The organism is Burkholderia sp. 567 (assembly GCF_040545115.1).
Lineage (GTDB): Bacteria > Pseudomonadota > Gammaproteobacteria > Burkholderiales > Burkholderiaceae > Burkholderia > Burkholderia ambifaria.
The window spans coordinates 55,780-70,824 of sequence record NZ_JBEPLG010000006.1; the positions used below are offsets into that span (position 1 = coordinate 55,780).

At 67.2% G+C, this 15,045-nt stretch carries 17 protein-coding genes; 6 read left to right on the forward strand and 11 right to left on the reverse strand.

The annotated features are described in order from the left end of the window. Window positions 1-37 precede the first annotated feature (37 nt). Genes ABIC50_RS18350 through ABIC50_RS18360 form a run of 3 tightly spaced genes read left to right on the forward strand, consistent with a single transcriptional unit; the run spans window position 38 to window position 3,442 of the window. A complete protein-coding gene (locus tag ABIC50_RS18350; RefSeq protein WP_175695199.1) occupies window positions 38-1,126 on the forward strand; it encodes an alcohol dehydrogenase catalytic domain-containing protein in 1,089 nt (362 codons plus the stop codon). A 13-nt stretch (window positions 1,127-1,139) separates the two neighbouring features. Next, window positions 1,140-2,687, forward strand: a complete 1,548-nt coding sequence (locus ABIC50_RS18355; protein WP_354165984.1) for an FGGY-family carbohydrate kinase — start codon at window positions 1,140-1,142, stop codon at window positions 2,685-2,687. Further along, a complete protein-coding gene (locus ABIC50_RS18360; RefSeq protein WP_354165987.1) occupies window positions 2,684-3,442 on the forward strand; it encodes an SDR family oxidoreductase in 759 nt (252 codons plus the stop codon). Before ABIC50_RS18355 ends, ABIC50_RS18360 begins: the two co-directional genes overlap by 4 nt. A gap of 135 nt (window positions 3,443-3,577) precedes the next feature. On the opposite strand, the gene ABIC50_RS18365 is transcribed toward ABIC50_RS18360, so the two are convergent. From ABIC50_RS18365 to ABIC50_RS18395, 7 genes are all read right to left on the reverse strand, one after another. After that, window positions 3,578-3,721 (reverse strand): hypothetical protein, encoded by a 144-nt coding sequence (locus tag ABIC50_RS18365; RefSeq protein ID WP_006752960.1) that lies wholly within the window; start codon window positions 3,719-3,721, stop codon window positions 3,578-3,580. Between the two features lie 201 nt (window positions 3,722-3,922). Continuing rightward, window positions 3,923-4,507 carry a nucleotidyltransferase family protein gene (locus ABIC50_RS18370; protein ID WP_354165989.1) on the reverse strand — a complete coding sequence of 195 codons (585 nt, stop codon included), beginning with the start codon at window positions 4,505-4,507 and terminating at the stop codon, window positions 3,923-3,925. A 372-nt stretch (window positions 4,508-4,879) separates the two neighbouring features. Beyond that, complete coding sequence (locus tag ABIC50_RS18375; protein ID WP_012366464.1) at window positions 4,880-5,275, reverse strand: type II toxin-antitoxin system VapC family toxin; 396 nt, start codon at window positions 5,273-5,275, stop codon at window positions 4,880-4,882. After that, entirely contained in the window at window positions 5,272-5,511 is a 240-nt protein-coding gene (locus ABIC50_RS18380; protein WP_011659184.1) for a type II toxin-antitoxin system Phd/YefM family antitoxin, read from the reverse strand. Before ABIC50_RS18380 ends, ABIC50_RS18375 begins: the two co-directional genes overlap by 4 nt. Window positions 5,512-5,610: 99 nt before the next feature. Then, complete coding sequence (locus tag ABIC50_RS18385; protein WP_354165991.1) at window positions 5,611-6,294, reverse strand: Fe2+-dependent dioxygenase; 684 nt, start codon at window positions 6,292-6,294, stop codon at window positions 5,611-5,613. Then, complete coding sequence (locus tag ABIC50_RS18390) at window positions 6,291-7,046, reverse strand: tetratricopeptide repeat protein (RefSeq protein ID WP_175654500.1); 756 nt, start codon at window positions 7,044-7,046, stop codon at window positions 6,291-6,293. Before ABIC50_RS18390 ends, ABIC50_RS18385 begins: the two co-directional genes overlap by 4 nt. 3 nt (window positions 7,047-7,049) lie before the next feature. Continuing rightward, window positions 7,050-9,293 carry a TonB-dependent receptor gene (locus ABIC50_RS18395; RefSeq protein ID WP_354165994.1) on the reverse strand — a complete coding sequence of 748 codons (2,244 nt, stop codon included), beginning with the start codon at window positions 9,291-9,293 and terminating at the stop codon, window positions 7,050-7,052. Window positions 9,294-9,616: 323 nt separating this feature from the next. On the opposite strand from ABIC50_RS18395, the gene ABIC50_RS18400 reads away from it, so the two are divergent. Both ABIC50_RS18400 and ABIC50_RS18405 read left to right on the forward strand, forming a co-directional pair. Beyond that, window positions 9,617-9,856 (forward strand): FitA-like ribbon-helix-helix domain-containing protein, encoded by a 240-nt coding sequence (locus tag ABIC50_RS18400; RefSeq protein ID WP_041491669.1) that lies wholly within the window; start codon window positions 9,617-9,619, stop codon window positions 9,854-9,856. Continuing rightward, the gene (locus tag ABIC50_RS18405) at window positions 9,853-10,272 is read left to right on the forward strand and encodes a type II toxin-antitoxin system VapC family toxin (protein WP_229081728.1); all 420 of its coding nucleotides are present in this window, start codon (window positions 9,853-9,855) and stop codon (window positions 10,270-10,272) included. Before ABIC50_RS18400 ends, ABIC50_RS18405 begins: the two co-directional genes overlap by 4 nt. 138 nt (window positions 10,273-10,410) lie before the next feature. Here the strand turns inward: ABIC50_RS18405 and ABIC50_RS18410 are convergent, their stop codons facing one another. Beyond that, window positions 10,411-11,706, reverse strand: a complete 1,296-nt coding sequence (locus ABIC50_RS18410; RefSeq protein ID WP_011659178.1) for an aspartate carbamoyltransferase — start codon at window positions 11,704-11,706, stop codon at window positions 10,411-10,413. 235 nt (window positions 11,707-11,941) lie between these two features. On the opposite strand from ABIC50_RS18410, the gene ABIC50_RS18415 reads away from it, so the two are divergent. Then, the gene (locus tag ABIC50_RS18415) at window positions 11,942-12,076 is read left to right on the forward strand and encodes an entericidin A/B family lipoprotein (RefSeq protein WP_354165996.1); all 135 of its coding nucleotides are present in this window, start codon (window positions 11,942-11,944) and stop codon (window positions 12,074-12,076) included. A 99-nt stretch (window positions 12,077-12,175) separates the two neighbouring features. Here ABIC50_RS18415 and ABIC50_RS18420 read toward each other — a convergent pair whose 3' ends face one another. The 3 genes from ABIC50_RS18420 to ABIC50_RS18430 all read right to left on the reverse strand — a co-directional run bounded on the left by ABIC50_RS18420 (window position 12,176) and on the right by ABIC50_RS18430 (window position 15,005). Beyond that, a complete protein-coding gene (locus tag ABIC50_RS18420; protein ID WP_354165998.1) occupies window positions 12,176-12,748 on the reverse strand; it encodes a permease in 573 nt (190 codons plus the stop codon). Window positions 12,749-12,873: 125 nt separating this feature from the next. Further along, the gene (locus tag ABIC50_RS18425; protein ID WP_354166000.1) at window positions 12,874-13,833 is read right to left on the reverse strand and encodes a DMT family transporter; all 960 of its coding nucleotides are present in this window, start codon (window positions 13,831-13,833) and stop codon (window positions 12,874-12,876) included. Between the two features lie 377 nt (window positions 13,834-14,210). Further along, window positions 14,211-15,005: an AraC family transcriptional regulator gene (locus ABIC50_RS18430; RefSeq protein ID WP_354166002.1), complete on the reverse strand. Its 795-nt coding sequence runs from the start codon at window positions 15,003-15,005 to the stop codon at window positions 14,211-14,213. Window positions 15,006-15,045 lie beyond the last annotated feature (40 nt).

Consider the following 15,045-nt stretch of genomic DNA (forward strand, 5'->3'; position numbering starts at 1 on the left):
CATCAGAAATCCGAATCATCAACGGAAGAGACAACTCATGACGACACCCGAAGCCCAGCCGCGCATGACCGCGGTGGTTTGCCACGGCCCCGAGGATTACCGCGTCGAACAGGTCGCGAAGCCGCACGCGGGCGCGAACGAACTCGTGATCCGCATCGCCGCGTGCGGGATTTGCGCGAGCGACTGCAAGTGCTATACCGGCGCGAAGATGTTCTGGGGCGGCCCGAATCCGTGGGTGAAGGCGCCCGTGATTCCCGGCCATGAATTCTTCGGCTACGTGGAAGCGCTCGGCGACGGCGCGGCGGAGCATTTCGGCGTCGCGCCGGGCGACCGCGTGATCGCCGAGCAGATCGTGCCGTGCGGCAAGTGCCGCTACTGCAAGTCGGGCCAGTACTGGATGTGCGAGGTGCACAACATCTTCGGTTTCCAGCGCGAAGTTGCCGACGGCGGGATGGCCGAGTACATGCGCATTCCCCCGACCGCGATCGTCCACAAGATTCCGCTCGGCGTGTCGCTCGAGGATGCCGCGATCATCGAGCCGCTGTCGTGCGCGATCCATACCGTGAACCGCGGCGACCTCCAGCTCGACGATGTCGTCGTGATCGCTGGCGCAGGCCCGCTCGGGCTGATGATGACGCAGGTCGCGCACCTGAAGACGCCGAAGAAGCTCGTCGTGATCGACCTGCTCGACGAACGGCTCGACCTCGCGCGGCAATACGGCGCCGACGTAACGATCAACCCGACGCGCGACGATGCGCGCGAGATCGTCCGCGCGCTGACCGACGGCTACGGCTGCGACGTGTACATCGAGACGACCGGTGCGCCGGTCGGCGTAAACCAGGGGCTGGAACTGATCCGCAAGCTCGGCCGCTTCGTCGAGTTCAGCGTGTTCGGCGAGGACACGACCGCCGACTGGTCGATCATCGGCGATCGCAAGGAGCTCGACGTGCGCGGCGCGCACCTGGGGCCGTACTGTTATCCGGTCGCGATCGACCTGCTTGCGCGCGGGCTCGTCACGTCGAAAGGCATCGTCACGCACGGCTTCGCGCTGGAGGACTGGGACGACGCGATCCGCATCGCGAAATCGCCCGAATCGATCAAGGTGCTGCTGAAGCCGGCCCGTTGAAGGCGGAGACATCATGGAATACGTCATAGGCGTCGACATCGGCACGCAGAGCACCAAGGCGCTGCTCGTCGACCGGCACGGCACGATCGTCGCGCGGCGCTCGGCTGGCTACCAGCCCGATACGCCGCGCCCGTTGTGGGCCGAGCAGTGGCCGCAGGTGTGGTTCGACGCGGTGCTCGACTGCATCGCGGGCTGCGTGAGCGACGCGCGCGCGCACGGCGTGCCGGCCGATGCGATCCGCGCGGTGTGCGTGAGCAGCCTGTACGGCGGCTCCGGCATTCCGGTCGACAGCGACATGCGGCCGATTCATCCGTGCCTGATCTGGATGGACCGGCGCGCGACCGCGGAAGTCGACTGGGTGAACGCCAACGTGAACGTCGAGCGGCTGCGCGCGATCACCGGCAACGGCGTCGACAGCTACTACGGGTTCACCAAGATGCTGTGGCTGCGCGAACAGCGCCCGGACGTGTGGGCGAACGTGCGCTATTTCCTGCCGCCGAATGCGTACGTGATCTACCTGCTGACCGGCGAGGTCGCGGTCGATCACAGTTCGGCCGGCAACATCGGCGGCGTGTATGACGTCGCGCGCCGCGAGTGGTCCGACGACGCGCTCGACATGCTCGGCATCCCCGCGACGATGATGCCCGAGCGGCTCGTACAGTCGACCGATATCGTCGGCGGGCTGCTGTCGCAATGGACGGAGCAGCTCGGCTTGGCGGCCGGCACGCCGGTCGTCGCGGGCGGTGTCGACGCGGCCGTCGCGACTTTCGCGGCCGGCGCGACGCGCGGCGGGCAGCATGTCGCGATGATCGGTACCAGCATGTGCTGGGGCTACGTGAACCGGCACGTCGATGCGCGGCACGGGCTCGTCAGCATGCCGCACGTGTTCAACGGGCAGCGCGACCTGTACGTGTTCGGTGGCGCGATCACGGCCGGCGCGTCGGTCGCGTGGTTTCGCGACCAGTTCTGCCATGCGGAGATCGATGCGGCGCGGTTGTTGCCGCACGGCGATCCGCACGTGCTGCTCGAGCAGGCGGCCGAGAGCGTGCCGCCCGGCGCGGATGGCGTGCTGTTCCTGCCGTACCTGATGGGCGAACGCAGCCCGGTGTGGGATGCGCAGGCGAGCGGTGCGTTCGTCGGGCTGAGTCTCGCGCATACGCGTGCGCACCTGTATCGCGCCGTGCTCGAAGGCGTCGCGTTCGCGCTGCGGCACAACATCGAGGCCGGCCGGCGCGGCACGGTGGCGCTGGACGACCGGTTGATCGTCGTCGGCGGGGCCGCACATTCGGCGCTGTGGATGCAGATCATCGCGGACGTGACAGGTTTTCCGGTATGGACGATCGAGCAGGACGTCGAAGCCGCGATGGGTGCGGCGCTGCTCGCGGGCGTCGGGGTGGGGCTCGTGTCGCACGACGACGCGCAGGGCGGCTGGGTCACGCTCGTCGAACGCGCACGGCCCGATGCGGCGCGCGCGAATGCGTATGCGGCGCGCTTTGCGCGCTATACGGCGCTGTATCCGGCACTCAAACCGATCATGCACGAACTGAGCAAGGCACCATGAAGACACGATTCGATTTCAGCGGTTCACGGGTGCTCGTCACTGGCGCGTCGAGCGGAATCGGGCGCGCATGCGCGGTTGCGCTGGCGCATGCGGGCGCACGGGTCGTCGCGGCGGGGCGCGATGCGGCCGCGCTCGACGTGCTGGCCGGCGAAATTGCCTGCGAGACCTTGCGCGTCGATATCGGCGGCGGCGAACAGGCGATCGATGCGGCGCTTGCCGCGCACGACGCGTTCGACGCGCTCGTCAATTGCGCGGGCATCGCGTCGCTCGAGCCGGCGCTCGACGTCAGCGGCGAGCACTTCGATCGCGTGATGGCCGTCAATGCGCGTGGCGCGGCGCTCATCGCACGGGCCGTCGCGCGGAAGATGATCGCGCGCGACGGGCGTGGCGCCGTGCATGCCCGGGGCAGCATCGTCAACGTGTCGAGCCAGGCCGCGCTGGTCGGCTTGCCCGAGCATCTGAGCTATTGCGCGTCGAAGGCGGCGCTTGACGCGATTACGCGTGTGCTGTGCATTGAACTTGGCGCGCACGGGATTCGTGTGAACAGTGTGAACCCGACCGTCACGCTCACGCCGATGGCGCAATTCGCGTGGAGCGAACCGGAAAAGCGCGCGCCGATGCTCGCGGCGATTCCGCTCGGGCGCTTCGCGGAGCCGGACGAGGTCGTCGAGCCGATCCTGTTCCTGCTGAGCGACGCCGCGTCGATGATCAGCGGGGTGTCGCTGGCGATCGATGGCGGGTATACGGCGCGGTAGCGGGCGCTCGGGCGACGATGGGCGACAGAGGGGTTGCCGTTCGTCGTCGCGATGTCGTCGCACGTTGTCGCGTCGCCGCACATGCCGACGCAGGCCGCATGATGCGGCCGAATGCGCTGCGCGGGTCGATGCCCCCTACACCGGATCCTTGCTCGGCGGCCCGTCGGGCTGCTGCGGGTTGTCGTGCGGATGTCCCGGCGGCGGTGGCGACAACGGGTCGTCTTCCGGATCGCGGTTCGGATCGGCCGGGGGCTCGGGCATCGGGGTCGTGTGGTCCATGGAGCGCTCGTGCAATGCGTGACGACGGTGGCGCGGCGGGCGCGCCTCGTCTTCGTTATAGGCAATCGGGCGAGCGTTTGCAGCGGGATTCTCGCGGCGGCATCCGGATTGCCGGCGATAGTCGAGTGTCTGCAGATATCGCGCCCGGATCTCGCGGTGGCACGTATGGGTAATGCACTGCGCGGCCAGCGCGCGCCTGTATCAGCGCAGATCGGCCGGCGTATCGACGTCGCGCAGGATGCCGGGATCGTCCACGTCGAGCAGGTTCACCGGCGCGCTGGCGAACAGCGCGCGGGCGCCCGTATCGCCGTCGAGCGCGGCGAGTGCATCGTAATGCTGCGCGGCGAAACCCACCGGATGGCCGCGCATGCCGCGATGCATGGGGGCGACGATCGACGCGTCGTCGGCGTCGAGCGCGCGCGTGAGCATTTCGTAGGTGGACGACGCGATCCACGGCATATCGGCGAGCGCGACCAGCCAGCCGGTCGCTTCGGGCGTCGTGCGGACACCGACCGCGAGGCTCGCGCCCATGCCGCGCATCGCATCGGGCGCGTAGACGACCTGGCAGCCGGCTTCGTTCAGCAGAATCGCGAGTTTTTCGGCGCCGGGGCGCACGACGGCGATCACGTCGGCCGTGGCAGCAGCGAGACGACGGGCGGCCGCGACCGCAACCGGCGTGCCGTCGGGAAGCAGCGCGAGCAGCTTGCTGTGCAGACCGCTTGGGTCGAAGCGTTGACCGAGACCGCCGGCGAGCAGGACGCCGGTGGCGAGTGACGCATAGGACATCGGCGCGGGGGGAGGAAGGCAGGTGGGCCGATTGTGCGGGAGCGGGCGGGGATCGGCAAGTGCCGATGTTACCGACAACGTGCGTATTGCCGCCGGAAAGAATGTCCTTGGGCTGTTTCGTCGAGCAGTTTGCTCGACAGGGCCGGATAAGGCGAAGGCGAGCGATTCGCTTTGCATCACGACGCAATGGCGGTCGTAGCGCTGCCAATGCCACCCTTCGCATGGGTAATGCGTGAACCGGTATGGGGCGGCGTGTCGATCGGTAGCTGACGGTTTCGCGCGAGCGTCGCGATCGGTTCGGTCAGACGAATCGCTTGTCGACCGCAGACCGGCTCCGTCGGTGTCGTGATTCGGCCGACGGGTGGATGACGGTCACCAAAGCGTCTTCACGTGCGCATACGCACGAATCTTTTCGTCGCGGGTGACGAGCGGCGCGCCGAGCCGCCGCGCGGTGGCGACGATCATGCGATCGGCCGGATCCTTATGGAACGTGCCGGGCAGGGCGGTGGACTTCGCGGCGATGTCGGCATCGACGGGCACGAAGCGCATGCCGTCGATTTGCGCGACCGTCGCGAGCCACGCATCGACGTCCATCGTCAGCGCGAGGCGTTCGTTGCGCACGAGCATCGCGATTTCCCATGCGGAGATCGCGGACGCGGCGAGCGCGCCTTCGCCGCGCGCGCGATCGATTGCGCTGCGGGCCTTCTTGCTGAGCGACGGATCGCCCGCCACCCACCACACCAATGCATGCGTATCCAGCACGATCACCGCGACGCCTCCCAATCATCTTCCGCAATCGGATCGAGAGGATTGTCGTAGCGCATGACCGAGCCGCGCAATATGTCCAATGGCTGGGCTTCGCGCGCATGGTACGGCCGGATTTCCAGCGTCGGCTTGCCGTGGTCGGTGACGATGAGGCTCTCGCCCGACGCCTCGACGAGCCGGAAGTATTCGAGTGCGCGAGCCTTGAATTCGGATTTCGATACGGGAGCGTGCGGCATCATGATATGAGCATGGTCATTTGACGATGGTCATTTTAGATCGGCGTGGGGACCTGATGCAAGCGACGGGCGGGGCGCGATCGGCAGAGCGAACGCATCACCCTACGCGTCCGCCCACTTCCTCAACAGGTTGTGATAAATCCCCGTCAATGAAATGACCATCGGATCCTTCGCGCCTTTTTCCGCCGACAGCGCCTGAATCTGCGTATCGAGCTGAAACAGCAGCGTGCGGTCCCCATCGTCGCGCACCATGCTCTGAATCCAGAAGAACGACGCAACGCGCTCGCCACGCGTCACCGGCGTCACGTGATGCAGGCTCGACGCCGGATACAGCACGAGATCGCCGGCCGGCAGCTTCGCGCGATGCACGCCGTACGTATCTTCCACGCACAGCTCGCCGCCGTCGTACGCGTCGGGTTCCTCGAGAAACAGCGTCGCCGACAGATCGCTGCGCACGCGGAAATCCGTGCCGCGGAGCAGCCGGATCGCGTTGTCCACATGCGTGCCGAACGTCTCGCCGCCTGCATAGCGATTGAACAGCGGCGGAAACACCTTCAGCGGCAGCGCCGCCGAAAAGAACAGCGCATGACGCGCGAGCGCATCCTGGATCGCATCACCGACCGCCCGCGCGACGGGCGATCCTTCAGGCAACTGCCGGTTGCGTTTCGCGAGCGCCGACTGCGCGCCGGACGTCGCATTGCCGTCGACCCAGTGGGCAGCATCGAGCAGCTCGCGGCATTGAGCGACCTGCGCGTGGGTCAGCACGCCGGGGATATGAAGCATCATGATTCGAATTCCATGCCGTGAGACGGCAGCCGCAGCGCCGCCGCGCGCAACGCAGCGAGCGGCGACGACGCAAGATATGCACGCATCTTCGCGACGAACGCCGGCGTAGCGGTGGCCGGCACGCGCGCGAGCCAGGCGAGTGCTTCGTCGATGCGCCCGCGCTCGGCGAGCAGCCGCGCATAGTTGAACTGGCCGCGGAAGTCCCCGGCCTCGGCGGCGCGGCGATAGTGATCGAACGCGGTGTCGACATCGGCGGGCACGACCCAGCCGTCCTCGTAGAAACCGCCGATCAGGTTGATCGACTTCGCATGGCCGAGCGCGGCCGCGCGGCGAAACCAGTCGAGCGCGTCGGCGCGGTTCTCGTCGATGCCGTTGCCGAGCGCGAGCGCCGTCGCGTAGTTGTACATGCCCCAGTCGAGGCCCGCCTGAGCGGCGAGCCGGTACCAGTACACGGCCACCGGCGCGCACGCGGCCGTGCCCCAGCCGAACTCGTAGCAGCGCCCGAGCATGTTCATCGCCATCGGATGGCCGGCCCGCGCCGCATGCCCGAACCAGCCGAACGCGGCGGCCGGATCGCGCGCGACGCCGTGTCCGTCGAGCAGATACTGTCCGTAGACGGCCTGCGCGTCGACGATCCCGTGATCGGCCGCCGCCGCGACCCACGCGGCGGCGCGCTCGGGCGGCCCGGCCAGGATGTCGGCGAACGCGCGCGGCGACACCGACGCGAGCGCCTTCAGCGAAACGGCTTCCATCGATCAGTAGCGCGCATTCAGCGTGATGAACGCCGAGCGGCCCGGCGCAATCGACGCGTAGTGCGCCGGATACGCCTGATCGAAGTACGTGCGGTTGAACAGGTTGTTCACGTTCAACTGCAGGTCGAGCTTCTTGTTGATCCGGTACTGCGCCATCGCGTCGAAGCGCCAGTACGACGGCACCGCGCGCAGGTTCGCCGGATCGCCGAACACTTCCGACATGTAGAACGCGCCGCCGCCGACGGTGAATTTCGGCGTCACGTCGTAGTTCGACCACATCGTCAGGCTGTGCTTCGGCGTATTCGGGAAGCGGTGGCCGTCGTTCGCGGCGTCCTTGCCGTTGTCGCGCAACTCGCTTTTCATGTACGTGTAGCCGCCGAACACCTGCCATTGCTTCGTGATCTGCCCGGCGACGCCAAGCTCGAGACCCTGCACGCGCTTGTTGCCGACCATCGCGTACTGGTTGTTCGGCAGCGTCACGCGTGCATTCGTCGTATCGATCTGGAACAGCGCGGCGGTGAGCGCGAGCTGGTCGTTCAGCACGTTCCACTTCGTGCCGACCTCGATGCTGCGGTTCTTTTCGGGCGCCATCTGGTCGGCGTTCGGCCCGACGCCGCCGCGGCCGGGCGTGAGCGACTGCGTTTCGCTGCCTTCGCCGAGCAGCATGCCGGCCGGCGTCGACGACGTCGCATACGACGCATAGATGCTGCCGTTTTGCGCGGGCTTGAACACGAGGCCGGCCTGCCAGTTGAAGAGCGTGTCGTCGCGCGTGTAGGTCTTGCCGCCGTTGGCCTTGGTGTCGGTAAAGCGGGTCGAGTAGTCGTCGACGCGCACGCCGGCGTTCACCTGCCAGCGCGGCGTGATCTCGATCGTGTCGAAGCCGTAGATCGACTTCGTCGTGGTGCGCGCATGCGCGTAATCGTTGTTGCGCGTGACCGAGCCGGCCCACGGATCGTTCGGGTTCGGCGACCACAGGTTCGTGCAGTTATAGCCCGATGCGGCGCCGATGCCCTTTTGGCAGATCTTGCCGGTGTCGGTCGCTACCTTGTACGAATCGCGCTTGCCCCATTCGCGCGACAGTTCGATGCCGGTCGTGAAACTGTGCTTGAACGGGCCGGTACGGAATTCGCCGAACAATTCGGTCAGGTTCGCGAGGCTGTTGATCGAGCTGTCGCGGTTGTTGTTGCGGCGCCAGACCTTGCCGTTCACCACGTTGCCCTGGCTGTCGTCGGGCTGGGTCCAGATGTAGTCCTGCGTCGATTCCGTATAGCGTGTGGTGTTGCGCACCGTCAGCCCCGGCGTGATGTCGTGCTCGACCCGGATCGTGCTGATGTCGGACGTGGTCTTGCGGAAGTCGCGGTCGATCAGGCCGTAGAAGTTGTGGCGGTCTACGGGCGCCGGATAGATCGTGTCGACGTTCGCGGGCTTGTTCGACGTCGTGTAGAAGTACGGAATGCCGCCGTCGGGCATGTCGTCGGTCGACAGGTGGTAGTAGCTCGCGGTCACGCGCGTCGGCGTGCCGAGACCGAAGGCGATCGACGGCGCGACGCCCCAGCGCTCGTTGTTGACGACGTCGCGGCCGGCGACGTCGTTGTTGTGGCTCATCAGGTTCAGGCGGAACGCGGCGTGATCGGCGAATTGCCAGTTGCCGTCGGCCGTGAAGCGGCGATAGCGGTCGGTGCCGAGGCCCGCGCTCGCGGCGGCCGTCGTGCCGAGGTGCGGGGCCTTGGTGATCAGGTTGATGCTGCCGCCCGCGCCGCCGCGGCCGCCGTACGCGCCGTCGGAACCCTTGGTGATCTCGACGCGCTCGGTGTTGAAGATCTCGCGGGTGGTCGCGCCCGTGTCGCGCATCCCGTCGACGAACATGCTGCCCTGCGAGTCGTAGCCGCGGATGAACGGACGATCGCCGAGCGGGTTGCCGCCTTCGCCCGCGCCGAACGTGATGCCGGGCACCGTGCGCAGCGCTTCGGTCAGCGTTGCAGCACCGCTGTTCTGAATCAGTTCCTGTGGGATCACGGTCACCGACTTCGGCGTGTCGACGAGCGGCGCGGTGAATTTCGCCGAGGCGGAAAAGTCGGCCTTGTAGCTGTGCTCGGTCTTGCCCTGGATCTCGATCGGCGCGAGATGGCCTTCGGTGCTGACCGGGGCGGGCGACGGCGTGCCGTCGGCGAACGCGGGGCTTGCGGCGAGCACGCTGCACAGGGTGGTGAATTTGCCGAGCTTCAGCTCGTCAGGACGGGACTTCATGGTGCGCTTCGACCTCGCGGTGTGGCCCGGGGAATGGCGCGTTACGCAAACGTGCATGCCGCCCGGAATTATTACGATTTGTTTTCAGCCGGGCATTCTATGTAATTTTCATGTGAATGAGAAGCGTTCTTGTTCGCATTTGTAGGAAGAACGTTGACGAATGTCACGTAGGCCGGCGGGGCTTGCTGGGCGGGGAAGATGGCCGAATGGCCGAATGTGCAGGGCATGTCGACCGGGCTACAGTGGTTGCATTTTTCATTCGTCCATCGTGACAGCAAGGTGATAACATGACTGCATTGAAAGCAATTGTGGCGGGGTGCATCATGCCGGTGATTACCGTTCGAAATTTGCCCGACGAGGTGCATCGCGCGCTTCGCATTCGTGCGGCGCAACATGGTCGGAGTACCGAAGCGGAGGTGCGCGCCATCCTCGAGGAAGCCGTTCGGCCCACCGGCCGGGCGAAGCTGGGGTCGCTGCTGGCCGAAATCGGGCGGGAGGCGGGCGGTGTCGATTTCGAGAATCCGCGCGAGAGCTCGCCAACCGCTCCGATGAGCTTCGAATGATCCTCGTCGATACCAACGTCATTTCCGAGCCGCTGCGGCGCGAGCCGAGTGCGGCCGTGATCGAATGGCTCGATGCGCAGAATGTCGAGACGCTGTTTCTTGCCGCGATCAGTCTCGCGGAAATGCGTTTCGGCGTGGCCGCGTTGCCGGAAGGGCGAAGGCGGGACTGGCTGCACCAAAGCATCGAGCAGCGCGTCGTGCCGCTGTTTCGCGGCCGGATCCTGCCGTTCGACGATGCGGCCAGTAAAGCCTATGCGAGCCTTCGCGCGAAGGCTCGGGCCACGGGCAACGCGATGGCGTCTGCCGATGGATTTATCGCTGCAACGGCCGCGGCGAACGGCTTGATCGTGGCGACGCGTGACGTCGCGCCGTTCGAAGCGGTGGGTTTGCGCGTGATCGACCCGTGGGCCGGGTAACGCCGTGCCGGCCACTCGCGCATTACCCGCGCCGAAAATGAAAACGCGCCGTGCAAGGCGGCGCGTCGGGCGTCATGTCGGCGCGCGCGGCCCCTGAATTGAAGCGATCAAGGGCGGCCGCGCGGCACCGGATGCGGTTCAATCGATCCCGTGAAACACCGCATCCTCCGGCCCGAGGTACGCCGGCGGGCGCCATGTCGCGTCGCGCATCGAGTGCTGGACGAGATTCTCGACGCCGAGCAGCACCGCGAAGATCGCCATCCGCACCGGAATGCCGTTGTCGGTCTGCCGGAAAATCGCGAGACGCGGATCGCGGTTCAGATCGACCGACAGGTCGTTCGCGCCGGGCCGGCTGTCGCGCGGCAGCGGATGCATGATCAGCGTGTCGGGCTTGCACACGGAATCGACGAGTGCCTGGTTGATCTGGAAATCCGGCGTGTAGCCTTCGAACGACTCGTCGGTGAAGCGCTCCTTCTGAATCCGCGTCGCATAGACGACATCCGCGCCGCGCAGCCCGGCTGCGAGGTCGTTGGTCTGCTCGATCGCGTGGCCGTTCGTCGCGATCTGCTCGATGATGTACGCGGGCATTTCGAGCGTCGGCGGCGATACGAGCGTGAACTTCAGCCCGCGGTACAGCGCGAGCAGCTTGACGAGCGAATGCACGGTGCGGCCGTATTTCAGGTCGCCGACGAGCGCGATGTGCGCGCCGTCGACGATCTTGCCGAGTCGCGAGAATTCGCGCTGGATCGTATAGAGGTCCAGCAGCGCCTGGCTCGGGTGTTCGCCCGGGCCGTCGCCGCCGTTGATCACCGGCAGGTTGGTCGCGCGGGCGAATTCGGCAACCGAGCCTTTCTCCGGATGGCGGATCACGAGTGCATCGACATAGCCGGCCATCACGCGGCTCGTGTCGTAGATCGATTCGCCCTTGGCCATCGACGAGAACGTGAAGCCGGTCGTATCGCATACCGAGCCGCCCAGCCGGCAGAAGGCCGCGCCGAACGACACGCGGGTGCGCGTGCTGGCTTCGAAGAACAGGTTGCCGAGCACGGCGCCTTCGAGCACGCGCGAAATCTTGTGGCGGCGCGCGATCGGCTGCATCACGTCGGCGACGCGGAACAGCGCTTCGACGGAATCGCGCGAGAACTGGTCCACCGAGATCAGCTGCGGCTTGCCTTCGAACAGGAATTGCTTCGAGAGCCCTTGTTTGTCTACGCTTTGCGTATATTCGCCACCGTCCGGGGCCGAGCGTTCGACGATTTCCGACACGAAGCGCTCGACGATCTCGGGCATTCCGCGCGATTCCTGCGAGTCGTCGGGTAATAGCCACGTATCGAGCGCGCGACGGCTTACGCCGATGCGATTCGCGAACGCCTCGCGGGTCATGTTGAGGCGGCGCATCGCGTCGCGCAGGAAGGCTTGCTGGGGAACGGTCATCGGCAGCACCTGATGGAAAATGTACGCGATGCGTATATTAGTTTGCGAGCCGGCGAAGTCAAGGAAAATCTGCGCGCCACGGCTGTGTGGCCCGCATGACAGCGGCTGGAGCCACTACTGGCGTGCGGCGGCCGTCTCCGTATAATCAGGTCAGGCCCCGTGTCCTGCGCGCCGCAGGGCGCCACGCCGCATACGATTCGCCCGGTCGGGCTTGTTGATTCGAAGGAGAATGAGAATGACGCGTAAGATTGCTGCAGTGCTGCTGGTGGTGACTGCCGCGCTCGCCGGTTGCAATACCGTTGCGGGCGTGGGGCAGGACATTTCGAAGGGTGGCCAGGCGATCAGCGACTCGGCTGAAAAGGCGAAGTAAGCCACCGGGTTCCGGAATGCAGAAGGCGCCGGGCCGTCCCGCGATTGCGGGGCGGCCCGGCGCCTTTTTTCGTGGTTTGCGATGCCGGCGGACGCGGCGTCAGGCGCTTTCCACGAAGGCGTACCGGCCGTCGATCTTGCGGGGCGTGAACCAGCCGAAGTCGGGGAACATACGGTTGCGGACGAACCAGACGTAGCCCATCAGGATGATCGTCACCCCGAGGCTCGGCAGCGCCGACGACGGATCGTGTGCGAGATCGGCGATGGTCTTCGGCAGTTGCAGCAGCGAAAGCGCGATGAACGCGTGATACGCGCCGACACGATGGGTCGCGAAGCCCCAGATGAACAGCAGCGACAGCGGCACGGTCAGCGCGAGGAACAGCACCGCAAGGCCGTTGCCGAGCATGCCGGTGTCGCCGGATTCGCTGGCGGCGGCCGCGATGAAATAGCCGAGTGCGACGCTGATCAGCAACTGCGCGATGCCGAGCCCGATCAGGATCCAGGTGTGCACCTTGTTCTTTCTGCACAGCTCGGGGTCGGGCCGCGACGCGATCAGGCGCGCGAGTACTTGATCCTTGAGGCCCTGTCCGGCCAGCTCGGCCAGCACGTCGGCCTTCCTTGCGCCCGCTGACAGCAGCGCGGCGATTCTCGTTCTGGCTTCCTTCTTGTTCATGGCGATGCGAATTATTGTTCGATGGTTGTCAAATGGCCCGGCCCCGCGAATATTGCATCTTGCGTGACGGTGCGCAACGGTTTTGCCGCGCGCGGACACATTCCTACAGTCGTCGCTCGTGCGGATCAATCGCTGGCGGTCGACGTGGATGCCGCCGGCCTCGGCGGCAACGTCGGCCGTGTGTCCGTTTCGCGTGGTGGCGGTTCACGTCGCCGCGTCGCACCGACCAGCATCCCCGTGACGACCAGCGCGATGCCGAGCAGCCGCGTGCCGCCGAGCGTCTCGCCGAACAGCGCGACGGCGAACAGCACGGCCGAGACCGGCGCGACCGCCGTGAACAGCGCGGCTTCGGTGCCGCTCGTGCGGGCCGAGCCCGCATACCAGCAGAGATAGCCGAGCACGGTCGGGACCAGCGCGTAGTAGGCGATCGCCGATATCGCGCTGATGGTCCAGCCGGCCGCCAGCGCGTGCCATTCGAACGCGGCCGGCACCAGCGGGAGCATGAAGCCGAGGCCCGACATCGCCGTCGACAGCGCGAGCGGCGGCAACGGCGTCGACAGCCGCCGGTTGAGCAGGATGAACACGGCTTCGCATGCGACGGCGGCGAGCACCAGCGCGTCGCCGGCGAGCGTCCGCAGCGACGGCATGGCCTGGCCGGGCGCGAACGTGACGAACAGCACGCCGGCGGTGGCGAGCGCGGCCGCGCCCCAGTCGCGCGGCGTCTGCCGCTCGCGAAGCACGAGCGCCGCGATCAGCGTCGACATCGCCGGCAGCGTGCCGAGCATCACGCCGGCATCGATCGGCGACGACAGCTTCGTGCCGCTGATCAGCAGCACGGTATAGCCGACCCCGCCCGCCGCGGCCTGGACCACCAGCAGGACGGCGTCGCGCGCGCAGATACGCGGCCATCGCATTCGCTGCGCCCGCATCAGCGCGTACAGCAGCGGCGTTGCGATCAGGAAGCGCAGCGCGGTGGCCGCGAACGGCGGCAGGCCGCCGGCCGCGAGACGGCTCGCGATGACGGTGCTGCCGACGCCCGCCATCGCGGCGGCGAGATAGAGATAGCCGATCAGTCGTGTCTTCATGCGCCGCATCGTGCCGTGCGATGGCGCGGGCGTCTTGAACGAAATTGCAGGGAGGTGGCGAGCGGGAGGGCGCGAGGTGGGGGGCTGCGTCCACGGTCTCGGGGTGGGCGGTCATGCAGACATCGAGCGCTGCCGCTGGGGAATGCCGCGAAATGAGAGCTATCCGTGCCGCGTTGCATCGCATCGCATCGCATCGTGCCGTGCCGTGCCGTGCCGTGCCGTGCCGTGCCGTGTCGTGTCATGTCATGCCATGCCATGCCATGCCATGCCATGCCGGGCCGGGCCGGGCCGGGCCGGGCCGGGCCGTGCCGCGTCGTGCCGCGTCGCGCCGCAGCCAGCATCGCCCCGTAACCGTTCCCTGGGGACAACCAACCCCGTCAGCCGGCCTGCATGAATCGCCCCGGCGTGATGCCGAACTGGCGCGCGAAGGCGCGCGTCAGGTGGCTCTGGTCGGCGAACCCGGCTTCGGCCGCGGCATCCGCGATCGGCCGGCCACTTGCAAGCAGCGCGCGAGCCAGTCGCGTGCGCGATTGCAGCAGATACGCGTGCGGCGTGATGCCGAGCTCGCGCGCGAACCCGCGCAGCAACTGGAAGCGGCTCACGCCGCTCAGGCTGGCCAGCTCGGCGAGCGAAACGGGTGCGGCGGGCGCCGTATCGAGCCGCTCGCGGGCCATGCGGATCGCCGGCGCGACGCCGGCGGCCGGCAGCGCGCGGTTCGAATGCCGCGCGAGCAGCCCGGCGATGAGCGTCACGAGAGCCTCGTCGCGGGCGAGCGGCAGTGTTTCCCCCGCGACGATCCGCGCATGCAACCGGCCGAAGGCTGCGGCGAGCCGTGCGTCGCGCACGGCCGGATGCGTGAGCTCGACGCCCGCGAGCCCTTCTTCCGCGGCAACGCCCGCGACCAGCGCGGGCGCGAGGTACAGCATCCGCCAGCGCCGGCCCGTGCCCGCATCGATCGGCATCCCGTCGTGCATTTCGCCCGGATTGACCATGATCGCGTCGCCGGCCAGCGCGTCGACCTGCCCGCGGCCGCTCCACGACCGATGCGCGCCGCTGACGATCACGCCGACCCCGAATTCATCATGCGCGTGCCGCGGAAACGCGCGATCGGACTCGAGGCTGATCGCCTCGATTCCTTCGTCGGTCCGTCGGTAATGGGTGATGCGATGCATGTGCGCTCCTTGCGCCGGCAGCGGCGCGGGTCACGTGCAC

Bases quoted from the DNA above. Each gene is read 5' to 3' on its own strand.
- ABIC50_RS18410 (WP_011659178.1), bottom strand. From the start codon at position 11,706: ATGACCGTTCCCCAGCAAGCCTTCCTGCGCGACGCGATGCGCCGCCTC.
- ABIC50_RS18420 (WP_354165998.1), bottom strand. From the start codon at position 12,748: ATGAACAAGAAGGAAGCCAGAACGAGAATCGCCGCGCTGCTGTCAGCG.
- ABIC50_RS18350 (WP_175695199.1), top strand. From the start codon at position 38: ATGACGACACCCGAAGCCCAGCCGCGCATGACCGCGGTGGTTTGCCAC.
- ABIC50_RS18385 (WP_354165991.1), bottom strand. From the start codon at position 6,294: ATGATGCTTCATATCCCCGGCGTGCTGACCCACGCGCAGGTCGCTCAA.
- ABIC50_RS18395 (WP_354165994.1), bottom strand. From the start codon at position 9,293: ATGAAGTCCCGTCCTGACGAGCTGAAGCTCGGCAAATTCACCACCCTG.
- ABIC50_RS18400 (WP_041491669.1), top strand. From the start codon at position 9,617: ATGCCGGTGATTACCGTTCGAAATTTGCCCGACGAGGTGCATCGCGCG.
- ABIC50_RS18405 (WP_229081728.1), top strand. From the start codon at position 9,853: ATGATCCTCGTCGATACCAACGTCATTTCCGAGCCGCTGCGGCGCGAG.
- ABIC50_RS18380 (WP_011659184.1), bottom strand. From the start codon at position 5,511: ATGATGCCGCACGCTCCCGTATCGAAATCCGAATTCAAGGCTCGCGCA.
- ABIC50_RS18425 (WP_354166000.1), bottom strand. From the start codon at position 13,833: ATGAAGACACGACTGATCGGCTATCTCTATCTCGCCGCCGCGATGGCG.
- ABIC50_RS18370 (WP_354165989.1), bottom strand. From the start codon at position 4,507: ATGTCCTATGCGTCACTCGCCACCGGCGTCCTGCTCGCCGGCGGTCTC.
- ABIC50_RS18360 (WP_354165987.1), top strand. From the start codon at position 2,684: ATGAAGACACGATTCGATTTCAGCGGTTCACGGGTGCTCGTCACTGGC.
- ABIC50_RS18415 (WP_354165996.1), top strand. From the start codon at position 11,942: ATGACGCGTAAGATTGCTGCAGTGCTGCTGGTGGTGACTGCCGCGCTC.
- ABIC50_RS18355 (WP_354165984.1), top strand. From the start codon at position 1,140: ATGGAATACGTCATAGGCGTCGACATCGGCACGCAGAGCACCAAGGCG.
- ABIC50_RS18390 (WP_175654500.1), bottom strand. From the start codon at position 7,046: ATGGAAGCCGTTTCGCTGAAGGCGCTCGCGTCGGTGTCGCCGCGCGCG.
- ABIC50_RS18365 (WP_006752960.1), bottom strand. From the start codon at position 3,721: ATGGACCACACGACCCCGATGCCCGAGCCCCCGGCCGATCCGAACCGC.
- ABIC50_RS18430 (WP_354166002.1), bottom strand. From the start codon at position 15,005: ATGCATCGCATCACCCATTACCGACGGACCGACGAAGGAATCGAGGCG.